Genomic DNA, 25996 nt, shown 5'->3' on the forward strand with positions numbered 1-25996 from the left:
AAATAAGGAACGTAAGTGAAATTGTCTGGTCTAGGGGTTTGGAATCTCTATTTTTTAGTTAAATTTGCCCTGTATTATTACGGCGTAATCGATTTTAGTTTTTTGAGCAATGCTGCGTTGGCCGCTTTGTTAGTAATACAATTTAAAAATGCGCGAGTTGAGAAGGTTAAACACATTATAGCTGTGATTATAGCTGTGATTTTACTGTATAAAGATTCGTGGTTACCTCCCATTAATCGTTTAATTAAACAGGCTGGTAACGTTCAAGATTTTAGCTTTGATTATTTTATCGAACTAGTTGGGCGGGTAGTTAATGTCGATATGCTACTCGGCTTATTCATTATTGTTGTTTTATTTTGGTACAGCTCTCAATGGATTCGGTTTACTACAGTGACTATTATTGGCTTGGCGTTTATTGGCTGGCAAGGTCAAAGTAACTCATTAGATATTAATGAAAGCCCTACAGTGGTTAATAACAGTAGTATTGCAACTCAAAGTAAGGCGCCTGTTGTAACAACCCAATACCAATCGCCCGACCAAAAGCTTAGTGATTTTTATCAACAACAAAGCTTATTAACAAGTCACTTTCCAAAGGAATATAATGGCGAGTTGTTTGACGTTATTATTTTAAATATTTGTTCTATGGCAGTTGCTGACTTAAATTTTTTAGGTATTAGCGTTACAGACATGTATAAAGATTTTGATGTGGTGTTTCCTGATTTCAACTCAGCCACATCATATAGTGGTCCAGCAGCCATTCGATTATTAAGAGCAAGCTGTGGACAAACAAACCAAGCGTCTTTGTTCAAGGATGCGCCAGAGCAGTGTTATTTATTTAAGAACTTAGAAAAACTAGGCTATCAAAACAACGTAGTGATGAATCACGATGGGCATTTTGATGAATTTAAAGGCCTGATAAATAGATATGGTGGCTTAGACAGCAAGCCATTTAATATTGATTCTATGCCTATTGCTCAGTATGGGTTTGATAATAGCCCTATTTATTCAGATGGTGCGGTTCTAAACGGCTGGCTTGACCAACAAGCTAAAGACTGTAAGCCTTGTGCAATGTACTACAATACCACGAGTTTACACGATGGTAATCAACTTGCTAATAGAGCCCGCATGAATAGCCAGCAAAGTTATCCTCTTAGGCATGCAAACTTATTTTCTGATATTAATGGCTTTATTAAAAACCTAGAAAAACGTGGTAGAAATGTAATGCTGATGGTAGTACCTGAGCATGGTGCTGCACTAGAAGGAGACAAAGTACAATTTGCTGGTTTGCGAGAAATACCAAGCCCAGCTATTGTATCAGTTCCAGTTGCAATTAAATTTATTGGCCCTGATGTGCAAAATTATTCCCAAATTATAATTGATGATTCAATCAGTTATTTTTCATTGTCAGAATTAGTGAGTAAAACATTGAAAACTAATGTTTTTGATGGGAAAAACAGTATAGCAAATTTGTTAGATAATTTACCGAAAGCTCCAAAAGTTGCTGAAAATGCAGATACTATAATGATGTATGTTAATCAACGACCATACATACAATTAGATGGCGGTGATTGGTCTGAATACCCACAAGGTGATTAATTTTTATTAAGAGCTGCAATAGCAGTAGTGGCATATTTCATGGAGTAAATATGTTATTGCTGTTATTGCGTGAATAAATCCATGTATCTACTCATTTATTATAAACACTAGGGGCTGTTGATCTTTGTAGTATATATATTAATCAGCCCATATTGGTAGCCACATCATAGTGAATGCTAAAGCGAGCATGGAATGATAATTCCGCTCAAGCTTTTCATACCGTGTGGCTATCCCTCTATATTGTTTGATCCGACCAAAGGCATTCTCAACTAAGTGCCTATATTTGTACATGCACCAGTCAATATCTTCATTACCCACTAAACTGTTATCCTTGCGTGGAATAACGGGTGTAGCGCTATTGTCACGAATAAACTCTCTTAGTTTTTCACTATCGTAGCCTTTATCTGCGACAACAACATTACTCGTTGGGCAATTGGCTACAAGTGACTCTGCATGGACGATATCATGCGTATTTCCACAGGATAATTCATAATAAACAGGCAATCCTCCGCTATCTACTGCAAGATGAATTTTAGTCGAATTACCACCTCGACTCTTACCGATTGATTCATTGTCAGCGGTTCTTGCACCGCAACTATGCTGGTGAGCCCTGACAATACTGCCATCAATAAAGATCCAATCCATATCAGCATAGTGGGATAACACTCGAAATAATTCATTCAAAATATCTTTTTTGGACCATAAATTAAATCGTCTATAAATAGCACTCCACGAGCCGAAATAAGACGGTAAATCTCGCCAAGGAATACCGGTACGCATCTTATAGAGTATGCCTTCGAGCGTTTTTCTATGCTCAGGCTTATTATAAATTCGACCACTTAAGTGCATTACTTTTGATAAGACATTCCATGTCGCGTCTGTTAACATTAATCTTGGCATGAGGGTTCGTGTAATGTTTTTTAGCGAATTCAATTATACCTTATCCTTATGCTGTTTGTTTTTTATACCGCAAAGATCAACACGCCCTAGTATTGTCCAAAAATGTTTACAATAAACTACCTTCTCATAGCCACTTAGCGTATTATTCAATTAATATAGTTTTCCTTCCTTAGAGGATGTATGCGTTTAGATATTCATTGTGCTGACAGAATCGGTATTGCCCAAGAAATTCTCAATATTTTAGTTAATTACAGTGTTGATCTAAAAGGAATAGAGGTTGATTCAGTTAATTGTCGTATGTATGTAAGTTTCCCTGAAATTGAATTTGAACAGTTCCAGAAAATAATGCCATCAATTCGTTTAATTGATGGTGTTCATGATGTACGTACAACCGCTTTTTTACCCTCTGAGCGTGAGCATAATGAGCTAAACACATTGCTTCGAGCATTGCCCGATGGTGTTATTTCTATTGATGCCAAAGGTTGGGTACGCTTATGTAACGATGCGGCTTGTAAAGACTTACAATTGAGTGAAAAAGAGGTTATTGGTGCAAATATCAATAATTTGCTGAAAGGCTTTAATTTTACTCGCTGGTTAGAAAGTAAAGAAGTATTAGGGCAAACCACCAGAGTGGAAGTCGCTGGTGAAGACTTTATAGCCGATATTTTGCCTATTGCTGTGCCGCAAGGTGGTGAAGGTGATGTACTTGCCGGTGCTGTTATTAATATAAAATCACAAAGCCGATTAGGTCAACAAGTTAGTGCGTTTAGACGTTACGGACAAGAAAGCTTTGCAACTATTCATAACTTTAGTACTGCTATGCGTCGTGTTGTTCGCGAAGCGCGTAAAATGTCTCAGTTAGAAGCACCAATACTAATTACGGGTGAAACAGGAACAGGTAAAGAGCTATTAGCACGGGCGTGTCATTACGCATCTAATCGCTCAGTGAAGCCTTTTATTGCTTTATCGTGTGCATCGTTACCAGACGATGTTGCTGAATCTGAGTTATTTGGCTACGCAGGCTATGAAGAAAATGCAGCACCTAAGCGCGGCGTACTTGAGCAAGCCGATGGTGGGACTGTGTTTTTAGATGAAGTAGGCGAAATGTCAACTCAACTGCAAACTAAGTTATTGCGCTTCTTACAAGATGGCACATTTAGGAAAGTGGGTGATGAGAACGAAGTTAAAGTTAATGTTCGTATAGTCGCAGCTACTCAAAAAGACTTACCTGCTATGGTGCAAGAGGGCGTGTTCAGAGAGGATTTATACTATCGAATCAACGTATTAACATTAGATATTGCACCACTTAGAGATCGCAAAGCCGATGTTGGGCCACTCGCAGAGCATTTTATTCAAAAATATGCACAGCAAAATGGTCACGCGGTGCCACTGTTATCTCAAGAATGCTTAAGCTTTTTACAACAGTATCCTTGGCCTGGAAATGTACGCCAATTAGAAAATGCAATTTATCGTGCGGTATCTTTATTAGATGATAGTGAGTTACGAGTAGAGCATTTACAGTTACCTACGTTTACGCATGACTTAGGGTATTTAGAATCTGATTTTGAAGGTTCACTGGATCAAGCGGTAAAACGTTTTGAAGCAACATTATTACGCAAACTTTATCCAGCCTATCCAAGCTCACGACAGCTCGCTAAACGTTTAGGTCTTAGCCATACAGCAGTTGCAAATAAACTACGAGATTACGGTATTAACCGTAAAACAGTTAAAGTTTAAAATACGGCAATATTTAAAATATGGGCGCTAATTAATTTTTAGTGCCCATATTTTTTTTGACACCATCAATGGCAATCGTCTTTATACCATCTTCATCAAATTTCATAACAATACTGGCATTATTACGAGCAAAAAAGTAGCTTCGGCCATCTAACTCAATAACATAATTCCCTTTCACTTGATCACTAAACTGTTGTTTTTTTAGAGTGATGGTGTGCTTGCCTATTGTCCAATCAAACGCTTCTATAAATCCATTATTAAATTCTTGAACCCATACTTGGCTGCCGTCTTTTGCAAGCGTGATGGCGACTGAGTAAGAACTAGGAATTTGATCCATTTCATAACTCTTTGAGCCAATAGTAAACTTCTTAAATTTTTGTTGCCAAGCAAAACCAAATTCAAACGATTTTTCTACCCCTGTAGAGTAAGTAATAGAGCCATTACCGGGGAAATTAAAATCGGCTAACGCGTGGTGGCTCACTGTTAAGAATATACTAGCAATAAGGATGTTTAATTTTGAATTCATAAGTAAGTTCTTAGTTGTATTTATAACCTCAGATTAAAGCAGAATATTCGTCTTAGCAAGTGCCTGTGTTACACTCAGGTAAATTGAACTGGTAAGACCTTTGCTGTGAACTTATATATTCGACTTCTTTTATTATTTTTTAAAATTAAGCGTAATCATCAATATCAAGACTTACTTGATACAGTAGATATTGATTACAAAGCACTACCAACTGATTGCGATATAAATCTGCATTTAACAAACTCACGTTATTTAGCCATGATGGATTTGTCACGTACATGGATGACGGAACGAGTGGGTTTGCTTAAGCAAATTTTGAAACGCCGTTGGTTTCCTATTGTTAATGCTACCGCTATCACGTATATCCGTGATATTAAACCAATGCAACGCTACACTATTAGTACAAAACTAGTTGGTTGGGATCATAAGTATTTTTATATAGAACAAAAATTTCATTCAGCACGAGGCTTACATGCTATTGCTTATGTACGCGGTGTGTTTAAAAGTAAAAAAGGCATTGTAAGTATCGAAGAAATGCTTGAAGTCGCTAGTTTTAAAGGTAAAACACCGATACTACCGAGTGAAGTTATGCATTGGAAAGAAATGCTTGAACAGAAAAAAGCAAATAACTTACCCAAATGATTAGGGGCTGTTGATCTTTGTAGTATATATATTAATCAGCCCATATTGGTAGCCACATCATAGTGAATGCTAAAGCGAGCATGGAATGATAATTCCGCTCAAGCTTTTCATACCGTGTGGCTATCCCTCTATATTGTTTGATCCGACCAAAGGCATTCTCAACTAAGTGCCTATATTTGTACATGCACCAGTCAATATCTTCATTACCCACTAAACTGTTATCCTTGCGTGGAATAACGGGTGTAGCGCTATTGTCACGAATAAACTCTCTTAGTTTTTCACTATCGTAGCCTTTATCTGCGACAACAACATTACTCGTTGGGCAATTGGCTACAAGTGACTCTGCATGGACGATATCATGCGTATTTCCACAGGATAATTCATAATAAACAGGCAATCCTCCGCTATCTACTGCAAGATGAATTTTAGTCGAATTACCACCTCGACTCTTACCGATTGATTCATTGTCAGCGGTTCTTGCACCGCAACTATGCTGGTGAGCCCTGACAATACTGCCATCAATAAAGATCCAATCCATATCAGCATAGTGGGATAACACTCGAAATAATTCATTCAAAATATCTTTTTTGGACCATAAATTAAATCGTCTATAAATAGCACTCCACGAGCCGAAATAAGACGGTAAATCTCGCCAAGGAATACCGGTACGCATCTTATAGAGTATGCCTTCGAGCGTTTTTCTATGCTCAGGCTTATTATAAATTCGACCACTTAAGTGCATTACTTTTGATAAGACATTCCATGTCGCGTCTGTTAACATTAATCTTGGCATGAGGGTTCGGTGTAACGTTTTTTAGCGAATTCAATTATACCTTATCCTTATGCTGTTTGTTTTTTATACCGCAAAGATCAACACGCCCTAGTTAATTAAAATAAAAAAGGCCTTTCGGCCTTTTGCACACACATGCATTAAAGCATTTTTAAAAATTATACCTAACCCCAAACATGGCGACTACTGGGTCCAGTTCAACGGTTGAAGTGAGAGCTTTTGCGCCATTAGCATATACTGTTGCATCAGTATCAATATCCATAATTGATACCATTGCATGTAAACCCCATTTTTCATCAATTTTATAATTAGCACCTACTTGTGCTACAAATCCAAATGAGTCGTCTAACTTTACCTCTACATCATTTGTACCAAGCGTTGTTTTAAGCGCTTGCGACGGTTGCTCATCAAAGAATGTTGTATAATTAACTCCAATACCCACAAATGGTCTTAATGCATAACTTGTATCTAAAAAGTGATACTGAGCAATAAGTGAAGGGGGGAGTTGTTTTATATTCGCGATTTTATTACCCGCCAGCCCACCAGTACCATTAACATCATGCGAAAATGGCGTTGCTGCAATAAGCTCTAGCACCCATTGGTCGTTAAATGCGTAGTCAAGCGTAATACCTAGTTGCGTATCAGAATCACCTTTTAGACCTAAAGTCGGTGCTTCGTTAATTTTTGAGCTGCTGTTATCAGGGTTAATGTTAATAGCACCCACATTTACGCTAAAATTGGCGTGTGCAGCAGGAGAAAGTGCTAATAAAGAAGTCAGTAATACAATACTAATAGTGGTTTTCATGTTGTTCTCCAAGAACTACTTTTTGATTGACGCTATTATTGCAGTTTTAAAATGTTCAAAACCTGTCCTAGATCAAAGTTTCAAAAATGTTTGAACGTTGTGAAGTGTTTTATTGATTTAGATTAATTTTGATGTTGATTAGCGACAGAGATACTTGACTCTTGATTTCTTAAATAACTAAAAGCGCTGTTCTGAATTTGTTTAGTGCGTGCAAGTTCAGTTTTTTAGGTAGCAAAAGTTATAAATCCCCCTTAACCAGAATCGAGAAAACAACGTCTCTTTTTTTCATGATTAGGCTCTGCCTTACCTGATTGCCACACAGTTTGCTGTAAATTTAACCTCAAAAGTTAAACACCTTATAATAAAATATAAAAAATAGTCACAGCTGTGTATTAATACTGACATCGCTTAGTCATAAATTCAGGCTTTAATAATAACTCAATATTTTCGTGAGTCTCTTAACGAAAGTTAGGGCTAAGCAATAAAAGGCGTTTGATATGGCTATCGCTATTTTTGATAAAGCAATCAGTGAAAGAGAATTCCAACGCGACGTTGTTGCATATTTACAAACGCTTATTCGATTTGAATCTGTTACACCTAATCAGGCTGGAGCAATTGATTGGCTTACTAGAGAATTGAGTGACTTGGGATTACAGTGTGAGCATTTTAATGAAAACGGCGTGAGTAATTTAATCGCTTCAATTAGTTTTGGAACCGGACCATGCGTCGCCTTTTCAGGGCATATAGATGTAGTACCAGCAGCAACAGGGCAATGGTTAAGCCCACCTTTTGCAGGGAATATTGTATGTGATTCAGTGTATGGTCGAGGCGCTGCAGATATGAAAGGTGGTGTGGCTGCAATGCTTAGCGCAACAAATAATCTGATTAATAATAGCGAGAATAAGCAAGGAACATTGTATTGGCTTATTACATCTGATGAAGAAGGCGAGGCTGAATTTGGCTCTCAAGTAATCGTTAATAAACTGGCCGAGCAAGGTGTTGTACTTGATGGCTGTATTGTTGGAGAGCCAACCAGCCATATGTGCGTAGGTGACACTATCAAGAATGGGCGAAGAGGTGCACTCTCTGCACGTATTAAGGTAACAGGTAAGGCTGGGCACGTGGCTTATCCTGATAATACGATCAATGCAGCTTTTATAGCTGCTAAAATAGTTAATTACTTGAGTGAACAAACGTGGCAACGTGATGAACAAAGCTCAAAAACCACATTGCAAGTAACGGGTATTAATATTGATAACGTTATTGATAATCTTGTGCCAGCTTATTGTGAGGTTACTTTTAACGTGCGTTATAGTCATGCATATAGCAGCGAGGCGATTAAAGCGTTATTGACACAATCGCTTAGTGAGTTTGCCCATTACTTTACAATAGAGTGGGAGCGTCCGTGTGAGCCATATTATACAGCAGACACTCATGACTGGAGTTTACTTTCTCATGTTGAGCAGGCTATTTACAAGCAAACAGGCTGTTATCCACTGCTCAGTACCAGCGGTGGAACATCCGATGGGCGTTTTTTTGCAAATAACCACACTCAAGTTATAGAGTGCGGTTTGCGTAATAATACGATACATCAAGTAAACGAACATGTACCTATAAGTGATTTAGTAAAAATAGAAGCAATTTATAGCTCTTTGCTCGAGCAGGTTTTTTTAAATTGCTAGGGCGTGTTGACCTTTTGAGGTTGTATTTGTAATAGTGTGTTTAACCTGAACTCTACTTGAGATAGATTTATCCAGAGTTCAGGTTATTTAATCGGCCACGTCTATGCAATGCCGTTACTGTGCATAAATAGGCAATGAGATAACATGAATGCCTATTTATGCTGTAATAAATTTTTCTAGTTTTTGCACTAGTTATTATTTTTTTAAGTAACGTTTTGCTTTGTTCTCTTTTACGCTTTCTAGGTTGACTAAAACCAAGCCGTCTATACAATTGTTAAAGTCGGGATCAATACTAAAACTTAAAAACTGTACGCCACCGGGCATACAGAGCTCAGTGTATTGCTTAAATAATGTGGGGACTTGCGCTCCCATATTGGCTAGTACGTGCTTAAGCTCTACAAAATCTTCTTTCACATTGTTGCCACTGAACACTGTTTGGCATTGTGTTAGTTGTTGATCGCTTAGTCTAAATTCATTGTTAGGCATTGCTAGTTGCACATTGTTTTTGTAGTAATGTTGATAATAATAAACAAGCATGGCTTTTGCCTGCTCTGGTAGGGTATTAGGTACGGTTACAGCGCCAAATAAGTAACGGTATTGTGGGTAGTTTTTAATAAAGGCGCCGATACCATACCAAAGATAGTCTAAGCTTTTACGTCCCCAATACTTTGGTTGTACAAAGCTGCGACCAAGCTCAATACCTTGGTGTAAGTAGGGGGTCATGGCCTCTGTATAGGAAAATAAGCTATCGGTGTAGAGCCCTTTTCGTCCGTGTTTTTTTATTATATCTTGCGCACAAGCTAATCGGTATGCACCAACGAGTTCTAATTGAGTAGGATCCCATAATACAAGATGTTGATAATCCATATCATATTTATCTATATCTCGACGCTTACCGCTGCCTTCTCCCACTGCTCTAAATGCAATTTCCCTTAATCGACCTAGCTCTCTAAACACCGCAGAGCTACCGGTATATTGATAAAGGTGAATATGCATATCGTCGATTGTTTTACCCAGCAACTGGCATTGATCAATCGCTTTTTTTAGCTCTTTTCTGCATTCAGGTATAGCAAGAGGCATTTGTGTTTTTAGTGGTAACGGCTTTTTAGACGTTAGCCTATAAAGCTGCTTACGAATAAGGTTTACAACTTCTTTATCTTTTAGATTTTCTATCAAATAAGACTCAGGCGGAATTGAAGCTCCAATTTCAAACTCCAATGACTTTTGACGTTGCTTAAACATTTCTTTGACCAGTAGCAAACTCGCTAGAGGCTTATAAATCATTGATGTGCCATAAAATAAAGGGCTGTTTTTAGCTTTTATAAAAACAGGTAAAATGGGGCAGTTGGCTTTTTTTGCCATACGTAAAAAACCGCTATTCCACTTGCAATCTTTTATGCCTGTGGGGCTCAAACGAGAGACTTCACCGGCAGGGAATATAAGCAGTGCACCTTCGTTTTTTAAGTGTTGGTGGATATTATTGAGTTCTTGTTTTTTACTTGTTCCAGATAAGTTATCAACGGGTAGTAACAGTTCATGCATGGGGGTAACCGACATCAGCATACGGTTAGCTACAACCTTTAAATCTTGTCTAACAGTTGAGAGTACTTTAATAAGTGCAAGTGCATCCAAAGAGCCGATAGGGTGGTTTGCAACAATAACCAGCTTACCTTCATTGGGGATATGTTCAATTTGTTTAGGTTTGTAGCGTGTATCAAAATCAAGCTCATCTAATACCTGTTCAACAAACTCTAAACCTTGCAAGTGAGGGTAAGCATCACCAAAGGCAACAAACTCCTGTTCATGTAACAGATACCCTAGCCCTTTTTTTACAAGGCCTTTTACTTTTGGTGATTTTTCTAATTGTGGTAAATTTGCTGCAATCACTTTATCAATACTAATCATATAAACCTCTTTCACGCATTGGCATGTTTACCATTTACTTAGAATAAAAAAAGGGTGTGACAGTTACTTTGCAGTTGTGTGACTTTTTAAAGTGCGAATTGAGCCAAGGCATGTTTATCTTTTGAGGTTAAACATCCGCAGCCCGTAGGACTCTGCCTAGGGGCAATTTACTCTTTGTTGCTCGGTTTTTATACCAATCAGCTTATATATGGGGTCTATTTAACGTTAAGAAAATTACGCTAGGACTAGGCAAAATTCTTTGTATCTAGTTGTTCTAAATAAAAATTTTTTAACGACGTTATAGTGCAATTTAATTCGTTAAATTGATCAAAGATTTATGCAGGTTGGTATTACTTATTCTTACATGGATGTAAGCCTGTCTCTTATACACAAGTCTTTGAATATCGTTAAGTCTGTGATCTAATCGATCATTATCACTCATAGATTTATCATATGCACACAAACACTTCTGAAGAATGGGCTCAATTAATTTTTGGTAACGCTAATTTAGGAGATCCGAGACGCACCCGACGATTAGCTCTACTAGCAAGCGATATGGCTGAGAATGCAGACAGCTCAATTGTTAAGGCTTCTGATACACCCGCAAAAATTGAAGCCGCTTATCGTTTCATTAGAAATGAGAAAATATCCCCTCAAGCGATTGCCGATTCAGGATTCTCACAAACGAGTGAAGCGGTAAAGCAGTTGCCTTTGGTTCTCGCTATCCAAGATACGACAGGATTGACATTTAAACACAGTGTTTGCAAAGAATTAGGCGATGTGAACTGTACAAATACATTAGGAAAACCATCAAAAACAAGAACGCTATATGCGCATTCAACTTTAGCAATTGATGCAGATACGGAGCACGTTATTGGTTTACTCGACCAGTCCTATTGGTTTAGGAAATCAAAGGTTAAAGGGACTAAAGATCAACAACAGCAACGCCCTTACGAAGAGAAAGAAAGCTATCGCTGGCAACAAACATTAATGGATATAAAAAAACGTACAGGTGAATTATCAAATATACTTAACATCTGCGACAGAGAAGCTGACATTTATGAGTACATGACTTACCAAAAAGATGAAGGGCATCGATTTTTAGTCAGAGCAAAAGAAAATAGAAAATTAATAGAGCCTCAATGCAATCTCAATCAGTTAATAGAAACAGCGCAGGGTCAGTGTTGTTACACTATTAATATAGCGCAACGTGCGGGAAGAAAAGCGCGTCAGGCCCGAATTACATTGAGCTATCAACCTATAACACTCGCCAAGCCTAAGCGAGTACAAGGGCAAGAATCACCGACATTGAGCGTCAATGTCATTGTCTGTCAGGAAAAAGAAAGTACGCAAAAAAATCCATTATGTTGGATTTTATATACGACAGAGCCCGTAAATACAGCAGAAGATGCCCAGAAATTAGTAAGATACTATGAACTTCGCTGGCGTGTAGAGGAGTTTCATAAAACATGGAAAACAGATGGAACCGAAGTAGAAGATTTACGTTTGCAGCACAGTGATAATATTTTACGAATTGCGATCATTAAAGCGTTTATTGCTGTCAGGTTATTACAGCTGCAAAATATGGCGCAAAGGAGTGAATTAGACAAAGAAGTGAGATGTACAACTTGTGTTAAAGAGATGACGTGGAAATTACTATGGGCAAAGGTTGAAAAGGATGTGTTGCCGGATAAAGTACCGTCTCTCCATTGGCTATACTATAGTTTAGCGAAATTGGGAGGGTGGTATGACAGTAAAAGAAATGGTCGAGTTGGCGTAAAAGCACTCTGGAAGGGGTGGTTGAAATTAGCAGAAATGGTCGAATCTGCCGAATTGTTAATATCAATTCAGCAGACAGAAAAGTTGTGATCAAGAGACAGGGATGTAAGCCACTAGGGTAACGCAGGAGCAGTTACCGAGCCCACTAGGTTACAAACCTCGCGCCGCGATTTAATCGCCCCTAGATTGAACGAATTTCAATCAGAAAAGGTCAGTAGGCCCTAGGCAAAGATATCTCGATTAGTATAATTAGTTAAACTCGAAACTTATTTGGAAATAAAGATGTCTGTATTAGTTGCTATCACAGGGCGAGATAACAAAAAATTAATGGCGCAATTAAAAATACGGTTACCTAATGTATGCATTGAAGAGTGGCCAGATTGCCAGAGTTTGGATAAAGTCAACTTTGTACTTGCTTGGAAAGCCCCGCAAACAATGTGGTCACAACTTCCTAATTTAGAAGTTGTCTCGTCTTTTGGTGCTGGAGTTGACAGTATCGATTTAGCATTATTACCTAGTAATGTTGAGGTTGTGCGCATTGTTGATACTCAGTTGGCAGAGGATATGGCTGAATATGTACTTGCTCATGTATTAGCGCAAAAGTTACGTTTTAAAGAGTATTTTATTAAACAAAACCAGCAAAGTTGGCAGCCAAAGCGTGCTTATAGCTATAAAAATGTTGGTATTTTAGGATTTGGTGAGTTGGGCAAGGCGTGTGCAAAAAAGCTTGTTAGTAATGGCTTTCTTGTAAGTGCATGGGCGCAAAGAGAGAAAAAGGCAGTTAATGTTGAAATGTTTTATGCTAAACAAGGCCTTAATAAAATGCTTCCTAATATAGATTATCTAATTTGTTTATTGCCACTTACACAAGAAACTACCGGTATAATTGATCGCACATTATTATCAAAGCTTCCAGTCCATGCAGGACTCATTAATGTTGCCCGTGGGGAGCATGTTATTGAGCAAGATTTATTAGATGCTTTAAATACAGATAGCTTACGAGTAGCTACTTTAGATGTTTTTGAGCAAGAGCCACTCGCAATCGACCACCCATATTGGCAGCATCCAAAAATAACACTGACGCCTCACTGTGCCGCATTATCTGATTTAAGAAGTGTTATTGAGCAAATAGCAGAAAATATTGAATGTTTAAAGCAAGGTAGTAAACTTAATAATCTAATAGATAGAACGAAAGGTTATTAATGGATAGTTAAATGATTTAACAAACTACTTGTTAACACTTGTAATTTTTATTATTGTTGTTAGATATTCTCATTAATAAAAACAATAAAGAGGGTGTTATGAAGACGAATCAAGGTGGTGTGAAGTTAAGTTTAATTGTTATTTCGATTATTGTATTGGGTGTATCTGCTTGGTTTAATCAACCGACTGTTCTGTAATTACACAATGCTACAGTCAATTATTTAATTTTGCTGTGGTTATTTCTAAATTTTTGCTTTTTTATCGTTTCCATAAATACTATTTAACCTAAACTTTGGTTAAGAGATTACTTAATCGACTGAAACCTTCGGGCTTATTGCAAGTAAATCCAACGCAGTTAGCGCTGAAAATAGCTGCCTGAGATCGATTTATTATCCAGAGCCAAGTTATTTCCTTAGAATTACCCACTCACATCTAGGTAGTACCAATCCGCAATAATACTTAATCAATTTGAGGGATTAAATCTGACGCTAACTGCGTTAAATATTTCTGATATACGACTGCACGGATGCTGGAGCAATTAGTGATAACAACTAAATTAAGAATAAAAATTTATCGTCTAATTTTTGAATCGAGCGTTGAATGTGGGAGAGCAAGCAATCCAATATACAAATTCAGCCTTGAAAGAGTAAACACGGTCTTACTCACCCAAAATTTTGCTAATGACAATAATTTTTCTAAATTTAGGATGTTTCCGAGAACCTTTCTATTTTTGCAATAAAAAGCCCAGCAATGCTGGGCTATAAAATAATCTAAGGGAAAGTTGTTAACTTTGAGTTACATTGAACTGTCCAAATGTATAAACTTTGAACAAGTAAAAAGTATTTATCAGCACCAAACTCATATTTGAAATAACACTCGACGACATAAGATCTAAGCTAAAAGATAAAAATAACAGACCACATGCACTAATCGCGGCAACGCGTAGCAGTGTTATCTGGTTAATAAAGAATGCACCTAAACCTAGTGCAAGTAGTATCGTGTTTAAAAGCCAATCTAGCTCGTTTAGCATGGTCGTTTCAATAGTTCAGTTGTAGAAAAAAGGAGCGCCATTATGTTGATATTTTGCACACCTTTCAACCAAGTAATTTTAAATTTTCAGATTAGTTTTTTTAATGCTAAAAATAACTTCCAATCGCTGCAAATAAACCATGATCTGCTATGACTTGATACTTTTGACAGTTATTTAAACTTTCTGGATTAGTACATAAATAAAGGGATTTTCGTCTAGAATCTAATTGTGGGTGCAAGTTTGAATCTATAATGGTAGCTCCGTAGCCAAATACACCAGGCCAATAAATGCTTTCGCTTACCATCCCTAATTTTTTATAGGTGAGTAATGTCGGCTTTGGAAACGTTATTATTATTAATAGAGCAATGCTTAAAGTTATTATTAAACCTTTTTTTGACTTAGTTTCTTTGCCACCTTGGCTAGAAATAGTCGGACTTTGAGTTTCACTTATTGCGCCTTGCGATGCTGTACGAGGCCTACGTTGTTGTACTTGCTTTTTTTTGGCAGGCGTTTTTCCAAGTAGTGTTTGTTTTTTTTGTGTTTTTGACATAAAGCAGATCTGGCCTTTTTGGTGTAGGTCTCTATAATTAAATGAATAAATTTATATACCAATATAATAACGTAAATTTGGCTTGTAGCCTATGAGGAATGAAGATGAATACGCAGCTATCAATTTTAATTGTAGATGACGTTAGCACTGTACGCAGCTTTTTAAGTCAAACGCTGATGCATTTAGGGATAGATAACGTAAAGGAAGCATCTACCGCCTCACAGTGTATTAGCGAGTGCCGCGCTGCGAAATATAATATCATCTTTTTAGATATTGAATTACCTGATGGTGATGGTAAAGAATTAATTGCACAAATAAATGAATTAAGCCCTGAGACTAATGTTGTTATGGTATCGGCTCATTCGGGTATAGAGAATGTAAAAGATGCGATAGATAAAGGCGCTAAAGGTTTTGTGGTTAAGCCATTCACTCCTAAAAAAATAGCGGCAATGCTTAAGAAGTTCTATCCAGATTTAGAAAACGTGTAATTATATAATTAAATTTTAAATAAAAAAAAACCGGCAAAAGCCGGTTTTTTATATTCTATCAAAAAAAAATTATAGAGCTTTAATCTTAGCTGCTATACGGCTCTTATGACGAGCTGCTTTGTTTTTGTGAATTAGACCCTTAGTTGCGTAACGGTCTAGGATAGGTGTAGCAACAGAAAAAGCTTGCTGTGCAGCTTCTTTATCGCCCGCCTCAATAGCAACAATTACTTTTTTGAAGTAAGTGCGCATCATTGAACGACGGCTTGCGTTGTGCTGACGGTTTTTTTCGCTTGTGATAGCGCGTTTTTTTGCAGACTTGATGTTAGCCAAGGTTTGCTCCTAACAATCTTAAAATAAAGCTTAAATTAAAGGCCGTGGAATATGCCTGTTTCAATCATGAATGTCAATTTAAATTTAACAATCCAAGAAAAACTGCACCATATAACGAGCATCAATTTGCCGCTTTAGCAGTTAATACCGACATTGTAACAAAGCACAGACCCCCAGCCTAGTGCTTTAAAGCGATTTATAAAAAAGACTGTGGCATAATCGCCTCTCTTAGGGATTTTTGAGTAGGTTTAAGGTGTCAAAAGGTTTATTTCGCTCCGGTATGATAGTTAGTTGTATGACTATGATATCGCGTATTTTAGGGCTCGTTCGAGATGCAGTCGTTGCTAACTTGTTAGGCGCAAGTGCAGCTGCTGATGTTTTTTTATTTGCTAACCGTATTCCTAATTTTCTACGTCGTTTATTTGCAGAAGGGGCGTTTGCACAAGCATTTGTACCCGTGTTGAGTGAAATTAAAGAGCAACAAGGTGACGACAAGGTCAGGCTTTTTGTTGCACAAGCGGCGGGTACATTAGGAACCATTTTATTGATTGTCACCATTATAGGTGTTGTTGCCTCCCCTGTTATTGCAGCATTATTTGGTACTGGTTGGTTTATAGATTGGTGGCAGGGCGGGCCTAATGCCGAAAAATTTGAACTTGCAAGTTCATTACTTAAATTTACATTCCCCTATTTATTTTTTGTAAGTTTAGTGGCGCTTAGTGGTGCAGTCATGAATGTGTATAACCGTTTTGCTGTTGCTGCATTTACACCTGTTCTACTCAATGTTTCTATTATTACATGTGCAATTTTTTTACATGATAAATTTAGCGTCGGGGCTTATTCTCTCGCAATTGGCGTATTTATTGGTGGCGTTGTACAGCTTTTGTTTCAACTTCCATTTTTATACCGTGCAAAAATGTTGGCGCGTCCGCGTTGGGCATGGCAAGACGAAAACGTAAAAAAAGTACGAAAACTTATGCTACCGGCTTTGTTTGGTGTCTCTATTAGTCAAATTAATCTGTTGCTAGATACCATGATTGCGTCATTACTGATGACGGGCTCAATTGCATGGCTTTATTATTCAGACCGCTTAATTGAATTTCCGCTGGGTTTATTTGGTATTGGTATTGCGACAGTTATTTTACCGGCGCTTTCTAAACTACATAGCAGTAAAAAAAGTAGCGACTTTCAGCAGACTCTCGATTGGGGAGTGCGTTTTGTTATATTTTTAGGCCTACCAGCAATGATAGGCTTAATGATCATCAGTCCACTTATTATTACCGTATTGTTCGACCACGGTGCATTTAAAGAAGACAGTATTGATCATGTCAAAGCAGTAAGCCTAGGCGTAGTAGCATATTCAGTAGGGCTTGTAAGTTTTATGCTAATTAAAGTACTGGCTCCTGGCTTTTACGCTCGCCAAGACACTAAAACGCCGGTGCGTATTGGTATTATCACCTTAGTACTTAATATGGTGTTTAACATTATGCTGGCTCCTTTCATTGGTTATTTAGGGTTAGCACTTGCTACTTCGTTATCGGCTAGCTGCAATGCATTTTTATTATACAGGCAGCTTAAAAAAGAAAATGTATACCAGTTCTCATCAATGAGTATACGTTTTACACTTAAATGTGTTGTTGCAAGTGCGGTTATGGGAGCTGTTACATGGTTTGTGAGCAGTTACTATTATTGGGCTGCATGGAGCTTTACACATCAGGTAGTGTTATTGATAGCATTAGTGGCTTTGGCAGGTATTAGTTACTTTGCAATGCTATTTTTGATGGGCGTTAGACTAAATACGATAAAAAGTGTAGCAATTACTGAATCAAATTAAAAAAAAGATTATAATCGGCAACTCTGCGACTTTAATTAATTTTTAGTCGTAATTAATAACTCGCTAAACAAGGCATTAGGTGGCATGGAGTTAATTAGAGGTATACACAATATTCGCCCGCACCATTTTGGTTGTGTGTTAACTATTGGTAATTTTGACGGTGTTCATTTAGGCCACGCAGAAGTATTAAAAGGTTTACTTATTGATGCTAAAGCACATAGTTTGCCTAGCACTGTAATGCTGTTTGAGCCTCAGCCACAAGAGTTTTTTGCTAAAAATAATGCCCCAGCACGGCTAACGCGCTTGCGAGATAAGCTATGTTTGTTAAGTGATTTAGGTATTGAGCGAGTTATTTGCATTAGCTTTAATCAGCAATTTGCAAACATGCATGCTGAGCAATTCGTTAATGAGATTTTAATTAAAAAGTTAGGTGTTAAAGCACTTACTGTTGGTGATGATTTTAAGTTTGGAAAGCAACGCCAAGGTAACTTTCACTTACTTGCTAGCATGGGTAAGCAAGCGGGCATGGATGTAAAAAGCACCGCGAGCTTTCGTCAATTAAATGCTAGAGTAAGCAGCACTTTAATACGAGATGCTTTAGCATCCGGTGACTTAGCGAGTGCTAAAATAATGCTTGGTCACGATTATGCTATTTCTGGGCGTGTTATACATGGCTGGAAAAGAGGACGCGAACTCGGTTTTAGAACGGCAAATATTGCCCTAAAACGCCAAGTGTGTCCTGTTAACGGAGTGTTTGCAGTGCAAGCAACGATTGCAGGAAAACAGATTTTTGGAGTTGCAAATGTAGGTAATAAGCCGACATTCAATGGAACTCGTGCATTATTAGAAGTTCACCTTTTTGATTTTGCACAGGATATTTACGGACAATTTATGCATGTGGAGTTAATAAAAAAACTTCGCGATGAGAAAAAATTCGAGACATTAACACAATTAACGGCGCAAATAGCAACTGATGTTGCTGCCGCTAAGCAGTGTTTTGGTTTAAATCAGGTAGCCGATAGAGACGGAATGTAGGATAAATGAGCGACTATAAACATACTTTGAACTTACCGGAAACACCGTTTCCAATGCGTGGCAATTTGGCACAACGTGAACCAAAAATGCTTAAAGCATGGTATGAGGACGACCTTTACGGTCAAATTCGCAGCGCTAAGAAAGGTAAAAAAACCTTTATTTTGCATGACGGCCCTCCGTATGCAAATGGCGATATCCATTTAGGCCACTCAGTTAATAAAATATTAAAAGATATTATTGTTAAGTCTAAAACATTATCTGACTTTGATTCACCATTAGTTCCAGGTTGGGATTGTCATGGTTTACCAATCGAGTTAATGGTTGAGAAAAAAGTAGGCAAGCCAGGTGTAAAAGTTACTGCGAGTGAGTTTCGTGAAAAATGCCGTGCATACGCTAAAAAACAAGTTGAAGGTCAAAAAGTTGATTTTAAACGTCTAGGCGTATTTGCAGATTGGGATAAGCCTTACTTAACAATGAACTTTGACTTTGAAGCGAATGCAATTCGTGTACTTGGTCGTATTATTGAAAAAGGTCATTTGCATAAAGGTGCTAAGCCTGTGCATTGGTGTACAGATTGTGGTTCTGCATTAGCAGAAGCAGAAGTTGAATACCAAGATAAGCAATCTCCAGCGATTGATGTGCGTTTTACATTTGTTGATCAAGATGCTGTTGTGAGTGCATTTGATTTGGCTGATGGTCATAAAGGTGAAGGCAGTGTTGGTACTGTTATTTGGACAACAACACCGTGGACGCTTCCTGCAAACCGCGCTGTGGCTGTGCATGCCGATTTAGAGTATGCGTTGGTACAGGTTGAAGATGAAGGCGTACAACAACGTCTAATTTTAGGCTCTGAGCTTGTTAAAGATGCTATGGACCGCTTTGGTTTTAATCACTTTCACGTACTAGGGTATGTAAAAGGTGCTGCGCTTGAAAACTTGCAAGTAGCCCATCCTTTTTATGATTTTAATGTACCAGTGATTGTTGCTGAACACGTAACGACTGATTCAGGTACTGGTGTTGTACATACCGCACCTGGGCATGGTCAAGAAGATTTCGTGGCTGGTTTAAATTACAACCTTGAAGTGGCTAACCCTGTTGGTGCAAATGGTGTTTATTTACCAGATACCGAACTTTTTGCAGGTCAGCACGTATTTAAGGCGAATGCGAGCGTAATTGAAGTATTAAAAGAGCACGGTGCGCTTATGCATCATCATGCGCTTACGCATAGTTACCCACACTGTTGGCGCCATAAAACACCAATCATTTTCCGTGCTACACCACAATGGTTTGTAAGCATGGATCAGGCTAACTTACGTCAAGATTCTTTAAAAGAAATTAAAAACACGCAATGGTTACCAGAGTGGGGCGAAAGCCGTATTTCTAACATGGTTGAAAGCCGCCCAGATTGGTGTATTTCTCGCCAGCGTACTTGGGGCGTGCCAATCGCGTTGTTCGTTGACAAAGACACTGGGGCACTTCACCCAAATACACAAGAGCTAATTGCTCAAGCAGCAGCGCTTGTTGAAAAGTCTGGTATTCAAGCATGGTACGATTTAGAACCAGCTACATTACTTGGTGAAGAAGACGCCAAGCAATACATGAAAGTGCAAGATACGCTAGATGTATGGTTTGACTCAGGTGTATCGCACGCTTGTGTTGTAGACGCACGTGAAGACCTAGTTGGTCCAGCTGATTTATACCTTGAGGGGTCTGATCAGCATCGTGGTTGGTTTATGTCATCAATGATGACATCTGTTGCTATTAATGGTCATGCGCCATACCGCCAAGTATTGACTCATGGTTTTACTGTTGATGAAAATGGCCGCAAAATGTCTAAGTCACTAGGCAATGTTATTTCACCACAAAATGTGATGAATAAACTAGGTGCCGACATTCTACGTTTATGGGTTGCCTCTACCGATTACACGGCAGAAATGACTGTGTCGGATGAAATATTTAAACGTTCAGCCGATCGTTACCGTCGCATTCGTAACACCAGCCGTTACTTGCTTGCTAACCTAAATGGTTTTGATCCAAAAACTGATCAAGTAGCTGTTGATGATATGGTTGAGCTTGATAAGTGGATTGTTGGCCGTGCTGCTCAGTTACAAGACGAGATTTTAGCCGCGTACGACAGCTACCAAATGCTATTAGTAACGCAAAAGCTAATGAACTTCTGTACGGGTGAACTTGGTTCGTTCTATTTAGATGTTATTAAAGATCGTCAATACACAGCTAAGAGCGATAGTCATGCACGTCGTTCTTGTCAAACAGCGCTTTATCATATAGCAGAAGCAATGACGCGTTGGATGGCCCCTATTATGAGCTTTACCGCACAAGAAATTTGGGAAGCTTTACCGGGTGAGCGTAGTGACTACGTATTTACATCAGTTTGGTATGATGGCTTACAAGCACCAACAAATAGCCAATTTAGTAACGATGACTGGTTAGAAATTCTAACAGTACGTGACGAAGTAAACCGCTTATTAGAAGCTGCACGTAAAGAAGAAGTCATTGGTGCAACACTTCAAGCAACGGTTAATTTATTTACGAGTAAAGAGCTTGCCGCTAAGTTAAATGCGCTTGGTGATGAACTGCGTTTTGTATTGTTAACATCAGCGGTAAATGTTACTGAAGTTGATAGCCAGCCTGCTGATACACAAGCTACCGAAATTGAAGGTTTGTTCATTAGTGTTGCTGCAACAGATGCTGCTAAATGTGAGCGTTGTTGGCATTACAGTGAAGATGTAGGTGTTAACCCAGCTCATCCTGAAATTTGTGGTCGCTGTGTAAGTAATGTTGATGGCGAAGGTGAAAAGCGTCAATTCGCTTAGGAGTTATTCTTAGTGAGCAAACTAGCCCAAAAAAGTGGTTTAGTGTGGCTTTGGTTGAGTCTATTACTTTTAGTAATAGACTTTGCCAGTAAAACACTTGTTGTAGGGACAATAGCTTATCAAGAGTCGATAAATTTACTCCCTGTTTTTAGTATTACTTATGTGCATAATTATGGTGCTGCTTATAGCTTTTTAAGTGAAGCGGGTGGTTGGCAGCGTTGGTTTTTAAGTGCAATTGCCATTGCTATTAGTGCTTTGCTTGTGTGGTGGCTAAAACGTTTACCTGCAACAAACAAAGTACTATGCGGTGCCTATGCGTTGGTACTTGCAGGCGCTATTGGTAATTTATACGATCGTATTGCGTATGGTTATGTAATCGACTTTATTCACGTATTTTATAAAGACTCACATTTTCCTGTATTCAATATTGCTGATTGCGCTATTTGTATTGGCGCAGCACTATTGTTATTTGACGCCTTTACCGGTGAGAGTCCGAAGGAGCATAAAGCATGAGCCAAGCTGTAATTGGTGAAAACTCGCAAGTTATTTTCCATTTTTCTATTAAATTAGAAGATGGCTCTGCCGCCGACTCTACCAAGGTGCACAATAAACCTGCTAAATTAACAATGGGCGATGGCAGCTTAACGGCAAACTTCGAAAAGTGTTTATTAGGGCTAACTGCAGGCGAAAGTAAAACGTTTGAATTAGAACCTGAAGATGCGTTTGGCCAGCCAAACCCAGATAATATTTACTATGTTGATCGCAGTAAGTTTGGCCCAGAAACACCAGCTAAGGTAGGTGCAATTATTGCGTTTACTCAACCTGATGGGACTGAACTTCCAGGTTTAGTACGTGAAGTGCAAGGCGAGTCGGTAACGATTGATTTTAATCACCCTTTATCTGGTCAGCGTTTAACGTTTGAAGTTGATATTATTGAGGTAGAAGGTTAATGGAAATATTATTAGCTAATCCACGCGGCTTTTGCGCTGGTGTTGACCGTGCTATTAGTATTGTTGAGCGCGCTCTCGATATTTTTGAAAAGCCAATTTATGTTCGCCACGAAGTAGTTCATAACCGCTATGTGGTTGATGGACTAAAAAGCCGTGGTGCGGTTTTTGTTGAAGAGCTTGATCAAGTACCTGACGACAGCATTGTTATTTTTAGCGCACATGGCGTATCGCAAGCTGTTCGCAGCGAGGCTAAACGCCGTGACTTAAAAGTATTTGATGCAACGTGTCCGCTTGTAACTAAAGTACATATGGAAGTTACACGCGCGAGTCGAAAAGGTATTGAGTGTATTTTAATTGGTCATCATGGTCACCCTGAAGTAGAGGGGACAATGGGACAATATGATAACTCAGCCGGTGGTATTTACCTTGTTGAAACTGTTGACGATGTAACTGTGCTTGATGTAAAAAATGCTGAAAACCTTTTTTATTGTAGCCAAACAACACTCTCAGTTGATGACACAGCTGATGTTATTGATGCGTTACGTAGTAAGTTCCCATCAATTGATGGGCCGCGCAAAGATGACATTTGTTATGCAACGCAAAATCGTCAAGACGCTGTGCGTGACTTAGCTGACAAAGTTGATGTGCTATTAGTCGTTGGCGCTAAAAATAGCTCTAATTCTAATCGCTTGCGTGAGCTGGCAGATAAAATGGGCACAGTTGCTTATTTAATTGATGATGCAACTGATGTGCAAGAACAGTGGGTTTCGGGTTCTAAATCAGTGGGTGTAACTGCGGGAGCATCTGCGCCAGAAGTACTTGTACAACAAGTTATAAGCCGATTAAAAGAGCTAGGTGGCACACAGGTTGTTGAAAACCCAGGCGAAGAAGAGAATATAGTATTTGCTGTTCCTGTAGAGCTACGTTAATTTAAAATTTAGATTAAAGGAGAATCGTTATGAGCAAGTCACTTCAAAATGATGGTTTGCTTTTTTCGGCTCTTTTTAATGAGCGAGGCGTATTAGCTTCGCTTATTGTTTCTCAAGTTATTGCTATTGTTTTAGCCTTTGCACCCAATGTAGAAGGCGATATTTGGCTTCGACTTGGGATCATTAGTTTATTTTTACATTTAATTGTTTTAGTTGGCACTTCTTCTTTATATTTTTGTCGTTTTTTTTTACAGAACCGTACTCAAGCTTTTCAGTTGAGTCTATTTTTTGCCTCTTTTTTATTATCTACATGCATTTTTAGTATTTTATTTTCACATTTTGCTTTTGATATAGATAATACAGAGAACTTAATTTATTTCACACTTCGCAATTGCATTATAGTTGCTTTGCTGGCTGCTTTATTCGTCCAATTTTTATTAATTCATTTTGAAAAAGCGCAACAAACTAAGGCGCTCTCTCGTGCTGAGCTTGATGCCTTACAAGCTAGAATACGTCCTCATTTTTTATATAATAGTTTAAACACTGCTGCAGAGCTTACCCATCATGATGCCGATGCGGCAGAGCAAGCCATTTTAGCATTAGCCGCCTTATCGCAGGCTGCAATGCACTCAGGAAAAAATGTATCTCTTGACGATGAAATAACGCTGAGTAAGCAATATATAGCACTTGAAACTTGGCGTTTTGGTAACCGCTTAAGAGTTGATTGGCAAATACCCAATGAACTACCTGCATTGAGTATTCCTTGTTTAACCCTGCAGCCATTAATTGAAAATGCGGTATGCCACGGCGTTGAAACAAGTGAGCATGGTGCAGAAATAAAAGTAGAGCTGCATATTACTACCGGCTATATAACCATGATTGTATCTAACCCCATAATAATTTCTAATGCTCAAACTAGGCCTAATAACGGCATGGCGCTTGAAAATATTCGCCAGCGATTAAATATTTATTATAAAAATAAAGCGCAGCTAACAATTACCAATAAAAATGATGTGTTTAGGGTCAAGGTTGTGATCCCTAAGCTAATTGAGGGCAGTGTATGAATGTACTCATTGTTGATGATGAACCTCTTGCGAGATCGCGCTTAATCCGTCTGTTAGCACACGATAAAACTATAGTTGTACAAGGAGAGGCAAGTAATGGTAATGAAGCCCTAATACTTGCTAAAAAGCAAACGCCAGATTTGATCTTTTTAGATGTTGATATGCCTGGAATGAATGGTTTACAAGTTGCTAATGAGCTCAATAGTTTAATTCTACCTCCAGCAATTGTTTTTATAACTGCTCACCCTGAGCATGCCTTCGATGCTTTACAATTAAGCGCAGCGGGTTATTTAGTTAAACCTATTTCAGAGCAATCATTGCAAAAGGTGCTTAAACAAGTCGGGCGTTTAAACAAAGTGCATATTCAAAAACAGCAAAATGTAAAAATTTCTTATCAGCTAGCTGGTACTCTACGTAGCGTTGATATAAAAGATGTTTTGTATTTTAGTGCAGAAGAAAAATACACCAAAATGGTATTTTTAACTGGAGAAGCTTTACTAGAACAAAGTTTAAAGCAGTTAGAATTACTCTATCCAGCGTATGTTTTACGAATTCATCGTAATACATTAGTTAATAAAAAAAGGGTTATTGCTTTGCATTCGCAAGGGAGTAGTCTTCACAGGATTGAACTTAAAGGGAGTCGCGAGTTACGGCCTGTTAGTCGTCGTGAGCTCAAAGCTGTCAAAAGCGTGCTTTGATTTTATACCTCTTAAATATATTCTGTTAACCGCTTATCAACAAATTTAACCGCCTATCGTAGTACTGATTGAACATTACCATTTAGCAGATAAACTAATAATTAGATAATTTTCATTCGGTTTTTTTATGCAATCTTACTCTCCCTCTTCCAAAAAAGGTTTCACACTGATAGAAGTGCTTATTGCATTTATTATTCTCAGCTTTGGCTTGTTAGGTGCTATCGCACTACAAGCTAAAGCAAAGCAAGCAAGTTTTGATTCAATGCAGCGCGCTGCGGCTGTAGCGCTTGGCAACGATATTATTCAACGTATTCGTGCTAATGATACGTCTCAATTAGGCACACTCTATAAACAAACGTTTAATAGCGAAACCGCTATGAAATCGACAACTACTTGTTTTAGTAATTCATGCAGTTCAGCACAAATTGCGCTGTTGGATATTGAACAGTGGAAACGAGCTATACGCGCTCGTGAAAATACAGGAACGCTGGATGGGGCCACAGTATGTATAAACCCTTCAGCTATTGGTGGCTCAGGCGGTAAAGCATTCAACTTAGAGGTTGTTGTCTCGTGGCAAGGCAGGCAAGAATTTACCGCTAATAAAGCGACGGGCGATATTGAATGCGGGACAGCAGATAAACGACGCCGTCTAGTTGTTTTGACCAGTTATATTTATCTCAGGAGCTAAA

At 38.4% G+C, this 25996-nt stretch carries 24 protein-coding genes; 16 read left to right on the forward strand and 8 right to left on the reverse strand.

The features are described from left to right. The first annotated feature begins 15 nt into the window (after nucleotides 1-15). The gene (gene bcsG, locus AC0VZ4_RS05775; protein WP_475441171.1) at nucleotides 16-1596 is read left to right on the forward strand and encodes a cellulose biosynthesis protein BcsG; all 1581 of its coding nucleotides are present in this window, start codon (nucleotides 16-18) and stop codon (nucleotides 1594-1596) included. A gap of 138 nt (nucleotides 1597-1734) precedes the next feature. Here bcsG and AC0VZ4_RS05780 read toward each other — a convergent pair whose 3' ends face one another. Beyond that, on the reverse strand, nucleotides 1735-2496 hold the full coding sequence (locus tag AC0VZ4_RS05780; RefSeq protein WP_475439610.1) for an IS5 family transposase: 762 nt from the start codon (nucleotides 2494-2496) through the stop codon (nucleotides 1735-1737). 180 nt (nucleotides 2497-2676) lie between these two features. Between AC0VZ4_RS05780 and tyrR the strand changes: the two genes are divergently transcribed. Next, a complete protein-coding gene (gene tyrR, locus AC0VZ4_RS05785) occupies nucleotides 2677-4233 on the forward strand; it encodes a transcriptional regulator TyrR (protein WP_007376906.1) in 1557 nt (518 codons plus the stop codon). A gap of 31 nt (nucleotides 4234-4264) precedes the next feature. Here tyrR and AC0VZ4_RS05790 read toward each other — a convergent pair whose 3' ends face one another. Continuing rightward, nucleotides 4265-4759, reverse strand: a complete 495-nt coding sequence (locus AC0VZ4_RS05790; protein WP_008134718.1) for a hypothetical protein — start codon at nucleotides 4757-4759, stop codon at nucleotides 4265-4267. A gap of 105 nt (nucleotides 4760-4864) precedes the next feature. Here AC0VZ4_RS05790 and AC0VZ4_RS05795 point away from each other — a divergent pair, with 105 nt between their 5' ends. After that, nucleotides 4865-5401, forward strand: a complete 537-nt coding sequence (locus tag AC0VZ4_RS05795; protein WP_007376908.1) for a thioesterase family protein — start codon at nucleotides 4865-4867, stop codon at nucleotides 5399-5401. Between the two features lie 31 nt (nucleotides 5402-5432). Here the strand turns inward: AC0VZ4_RS05795 and AC0VZ4_RS05800 are convergent, their stop codons facing one another. Then, nucleotides 5433-6194: an IS5 family transposase gene (locus tag AC0VZ4_RS05800; RefSeq protein ID WP_475439610.1), complete on the reverse strand. Its 762-nt coding sequence runs from the start codon at nucleotides 6192-6194 to the stop codon at nucleotides 5433-5435. A 148-nt stretch (nucleotides 6195-6342) separates the two neighbouring features. Then, nucleotides 6343-6996 carry an OmpW/AlkL family protein gene (locus AC0VZ4_RS05805; protein WP_475441172.1) on the reverse strand — a complete coding sequence of 218 codons (654 nt, stop codon included), beginning with the start codon at nucleotides 6994-6996 and terminating at the stop codon, nucleotides 6343-6345. Nucleotides 6997-7493: 497 nt separating this feature from the next. On the opposite strand from AC0VZ4_RS05805, the gene dapE reads away from it, so the two are divergent. Beyond that, on the forward strand, nucleotides 7494-8678 hold the full coding sequence (gene dapE, locus AC0VZ4_RS05810) for a succinyl-diaminopimelate desuccinylase (protein ID WP_475441173.1): 1185 nt from the start codon (nucleotides 7494-7496) through the stop codon (nucleotides 8676-8678). Between the two features lie 195 nt (nucleotides 8679-8873). On the opposite strand, the gene olsF is transcribed toward dapE, so the two are convergent. Then, a complete protein-coding gene (gene olsF, locus AC0VZ4_RS05815; protein ID WP_475441174.1) occupies nucleotides 8874-10583 on the reverse strand; it encodes a bifunctional ornithine lipid synthase OlsF in 1710 nt (569 codons plus the stop codon). Between the two features lie 453 nt (nucleotides 10584-11036). Here olsF and AC0VZ4_RS05820 point away from each other — a divergent pair, with 453 nt between their 5' ends. Continuing rightward, entirely contained in the window at nucleotides 11037-12452 is a 1416-nt protein-coding gene (locus AC0VZ4_RS05820) for an IS4 family transposase (protein ID WP_475441175.1), read from the forward strand. 192 nt (nucleotides 12453-12644) lie between these two features. Further along, nucleotides 12645-13565 carry a 2-hydroxyacid dehydrogenase gene (locus tag AC0VZ4_RS05825; protein WP_475441176.1) on the forward strand — a complete coding sequence of 307 codons (921 nt, stop codon included), beginning with the start codon at nucleotides 12645-12647 and terminating at the stop codon, nucleotides 13563-13565. Between the two features lie 784 nt (nucleotides 13566-14349). On the opposite strand, the gene AC0VZ4_RS05830 is transcribed toward AC0VZ4_RS05825, so the two are convergent. Together AC0VZ4_RS05830 and AC0VZ4_RS05835 are read right to left on the reverse strand one after the other, a co-directional pair. Further along, on the reverse strand, nucleotides 14350-14595 hold the full coding sequence (locus tag AC0VZ4_RS05830) for a hypothetical protein (RefSeq protein WP_007376914.1): 246 nt from the start codon (nucleotides 14593-14595) through the stop codon (nucleotides 14350-14352). A 106-nt stretch (nucleotides 14596-14701) separates the two neighbouring features. After that, a complete protein-coding gene (locus tag AC0VZ4_RS05835; protein ID WP_033040243.1) occupies nucleotides 14702-15145 on the reverse strand; it encodes a hypothetical protein in 444 nt (147 codons plus the stop codon). 104 nt (nucleotides 15146-15249) lie between these two features. Between AC0VZ4_RS05835 and AC0VZ4_RS05840 the strand changes: the two genes are divergently transcribed. Beyond that, nucleotides 15250-15633 (forward strand): response regulator, encoded by a 384-nt coding sequence (locus tag AC0VZ4_RS05840; protein WP_007376916.1) that lies wholly within the window; start codon nucleotides 15250-15252, stop codon nucleotides 15631-15633. Between the two features lie 69 nt (nucleotides 15634-15702). On the opposite strand, the gene rpsT is transcribed toward AC0VZ4_RS05840, so the two are convergent. After that, entirely contained in the window at nucleotides 15703-15963 is a 261-nt protein-coding gene (gene rpsT, locus AC0VZ4_RS05845) for a 30S ribosomal protein S20 (RefSeq protein ID WP_002958225.1), read from the reverse strand. 295 nt (nucleotides 15964-16258) lie between these two features. On the opposite strand from rpsT, the gene murJ reads away from it, so the two are divergent. The 9 genes from murJ to pilV all read left to right on the forward strand — a co-directional run bounded on the left by murJ (nucleotide 16259) and on the right by pilV (nucleotide 25995). Beyond that, entirely contained in the window at nucleotides 16259-17797 is a 1539-nt protein-coding gene (gene murJ, locus AC0VZ4_RS05850; RefSeq protein ID WP_475441177.1) for a murein biosynthesis integral membrane protein MurJ, read from the forward strand. A gap of 84 nt (nucleotides 17798-17881) precedes the next feature. Beyond that, nucleotides 17882-18832, forward strand: coding sequence for a bifunctional riboflavin kinase/FAD synthetase (gene ribF / locus AC0VZ4_RS05855; protein WP_475441178.1), 951 nt, complete (start codon nucleotides 17882-17884; stop codon nucleotides 18830-18832). A 5-nt stretch (nucleotides 18833-18837) separates the two neighbouring features. Next, the gene (ileS, locus tag AC0VZ4_RS05860) at nucleotides 18838-21666 is read left to right on the forward strand and encodes an isoleucine--tRNA ligase (protein WP_337150889.1); all 2829 of its coding nucleotides are present in this window, start codon (nucleotides 18838-18840) and stop codon (nucleotides 21664-21666) included. A gap of 12 nt (nucleotides 21667-21678) precedes the next feature. After that, nucleotides 21679-22179, forward strand: coding sequence for a signal peptidase II (lspA, locus tag AC0VZ4_RS05865; RefSeq protein ID WP_475441179.1), 501 nt, complete (start codon nucleotides 21679-21681; stop codon nucleotides 22177-22179). Then, nucleotides 22176-22616: an FKBP-type peptidyl-prolyl cis-trans isomerase gene (fkpB, locus tag AC0VZ4_RS05870; RefSeq protein WP_002958231.1), complete on the forward strand. Its 441-nt coding sequence runs from the start codon at nucleotides 22176-22178 to the stop codon at nucleotides 22614-22616. The genes lspA and fkpB overlap by 4 nt, the downstream gene beginning before the upstream one ends. Further along, on the forward strand, nucleotides 22616-23545 hold the full coding sequence (gene ispH / locus AC0VZ4_RS05875) for a 4-hydroxy-3-methylbut-2-enyl diphosphate reductase (protein ID WP_475441180.1): 930 nt from the start codon (nucleotides 22616-22618) through the stop codon (nucleotides 23543-23545). The genes fkpB and ispH overlap by 1 nt, the downstream gene beginning before the upstream one ends. A gap of 29 nt (nucleotides 23546-23574) precedes the next feature. Beyond that, on the forward strand, nucleotides 23575-24609 hold the full coding sequence (locus tag AC0VZ4_RS05880) for a sensor histidine kinase (protein WP_475441181.1): 1035 nt from the start codon (nucleotides 23575-23577) through the stop codon (nucleotides 24607-24609). Then, on the forward strand, nucleotides 24606-25307 hold the full coding sequence (locus AC0VZ4_RS05885; protein ID WP_475441182.1) for a LytR/AlgR family response regulator transcription factor: 702 nt from the start codon (nucleotides 24606-24608) through the stop codon (nucleotides 25305-25307). Before AC0VZ4_RS05880 ends, AC0VZ4_RS05885 begins: the two co-directional genes overlap by 4 nt. Nucleotides 25308-25434: 127 nt before the next feature. Next, nucleotides 25435-25995 (forward strand): type IV pilus modification protein PilV, encoded by a 561-nt coding sequence (pilV, locus tag AC0VZ4_RS05890; protein WP_475441183.1) that lies wholly within the window; start codon nucleotides 25435-25437, stop codon nucleotides 25993-25995. Nucleotide 25996 lies beyond the last annotated feature (1 nt).

The organism is Pseudoalteromonas sp. QJM3NY_22, from assembly GCF_056173065.1.

Bases quoted from the DNA above. Each gene is read 5' to 3' on its own strand.
- AC0VZ4_RS05880 (WP_475441181.1), top strand. From the start codon at position 23,575: ATGAGCAAGTCACTTCAAAATGATGGTTTGCTTTTTTCGGCTCTTTTT.
- murJ (WP_475441177.1), top strand. From the start codon at position 16,259: ATGACTATGATATCGCGTATTTTAGGGCTCGTTCGAGATGCAGTCGTT.
- ispH (WP_475441180.1), top strand. From the start codon at position 22,616: ATGGAAATATTATTAGCTAATCCACGCGGCTTTTGCGCTGGTGTTGAC.
- AC0VZ4_RS05780 (WP_475439610.1), bottom strand. From the start codon at position 2,496: ATGCCAAGATTAATGTTAACAGACGCGACATGGAATGTCTTATCAAAA.
- ribF (WP_475441178.1), top strand. From the start codon at position 17,882: ATGGAGTTAATTAGAGGTATACACAATATTCGCCCGCACCATTTTGGT.
- AC0VZ4_RS05840 (WP_007376916.1), top strand. From the start codon at position 15,250: ATGAATACGCAGCTATCAATTTTAATTGTAGATGACGTTAGCACTGTA.
- AC0VZ4_RS05885 (WP_475441182.1), top strand. From the start codon at position 24,606: ATGAATGTACTCATTGTTGATGATGAACCTCTTGCGAGATCGCGCTTA.
- AC0VZ4_RS05830 (WP_007376914.1), bottom strand. From the start codon at position 14,595: ATGCTAAACGAGCTAGATTGGCTTTTAAACACGATACTACTTGCACTA.
- pilV (WP_475441183.1), top strand. From the start codon at position 25,435: ATGCAATCTTACTCTCCCTCTTCCAAAAAAGGTTTCACACTGATAGAA.
- AC0VZ4_RS05820 (WP_475441175.1), top strand. From the start codon at position 11,037: ATGCACACAAACACTTCTGAAGAATGGGCTCAATTAATTTTTGGTAAC.
- dapE (WP_475441173.1), top strand. From the start codon at position 7,494: ATGGCTATCGCTATTTTTGATAAAGCAATCAGTGAAAGAGAATTCCAA.
- AC0VZ4_RS05835 (WP_033040243.1), bottom strand. From the start codon at position 15,145: ATGTCAAAAACACAAAAAAAACAAACACTACTTGGAAAAACGCCTGCC.
- olsF (WP_475441174.1), bottom strand. From the start codon at position 10,583: ATGATTAGTATTGATAAAGTGATTGCAGCAAATTTACCACAATTAGAA.
- AC0VZ4_RS05800 (WP_475439610.1), bottom strand. From the start codon at position 6,194: ATGCCAAGATTAATGTTAACAGACGCGACATGGAATGTCTTATCAAAA.
- ileS (WP_337150889.1), top strand. From the start codon at position 18,838: ATGAGCGACTATAAACATACTTTGAACTTACCGGAAACACCGTTTCCA.
- AC0VZ4_RS05825 (WP_475441176.1), top strand. From the start codon at position 12,645: ATGTCTGTATTAGTTGCTATCACAGGGCGAGATAACAAAAAATTAATG.
- tyrR (WP_007376906.1), top strand. From the start codon at position 2,677: ATGCGTTTAGATATTCATTGTGCTGACAGAATCGGTATTGCCCAAGAA.
- AC0VZ4_RS05805 (WP_475441172.1), bottom strand. From the start codon at position 6,996: ATGAAAACCACTATTAGTATTGTATTACTGACTTCTTTATTAGCACTT.
- fkpB (WP_002958231.1), top strand. From the start codon at position 22,176: ATGAGCCAAGCTGTAATTGGTGAAAACTCGCAAGTTATTTTCCATTTT.
- AC0VZ4_RS05790 (WP_008134718.1), bottom strand. From the start codon at position 4,759: ATGAATTCAAAATTAAACATCCTTATTGCTAGTATATTCTTAACAGTG.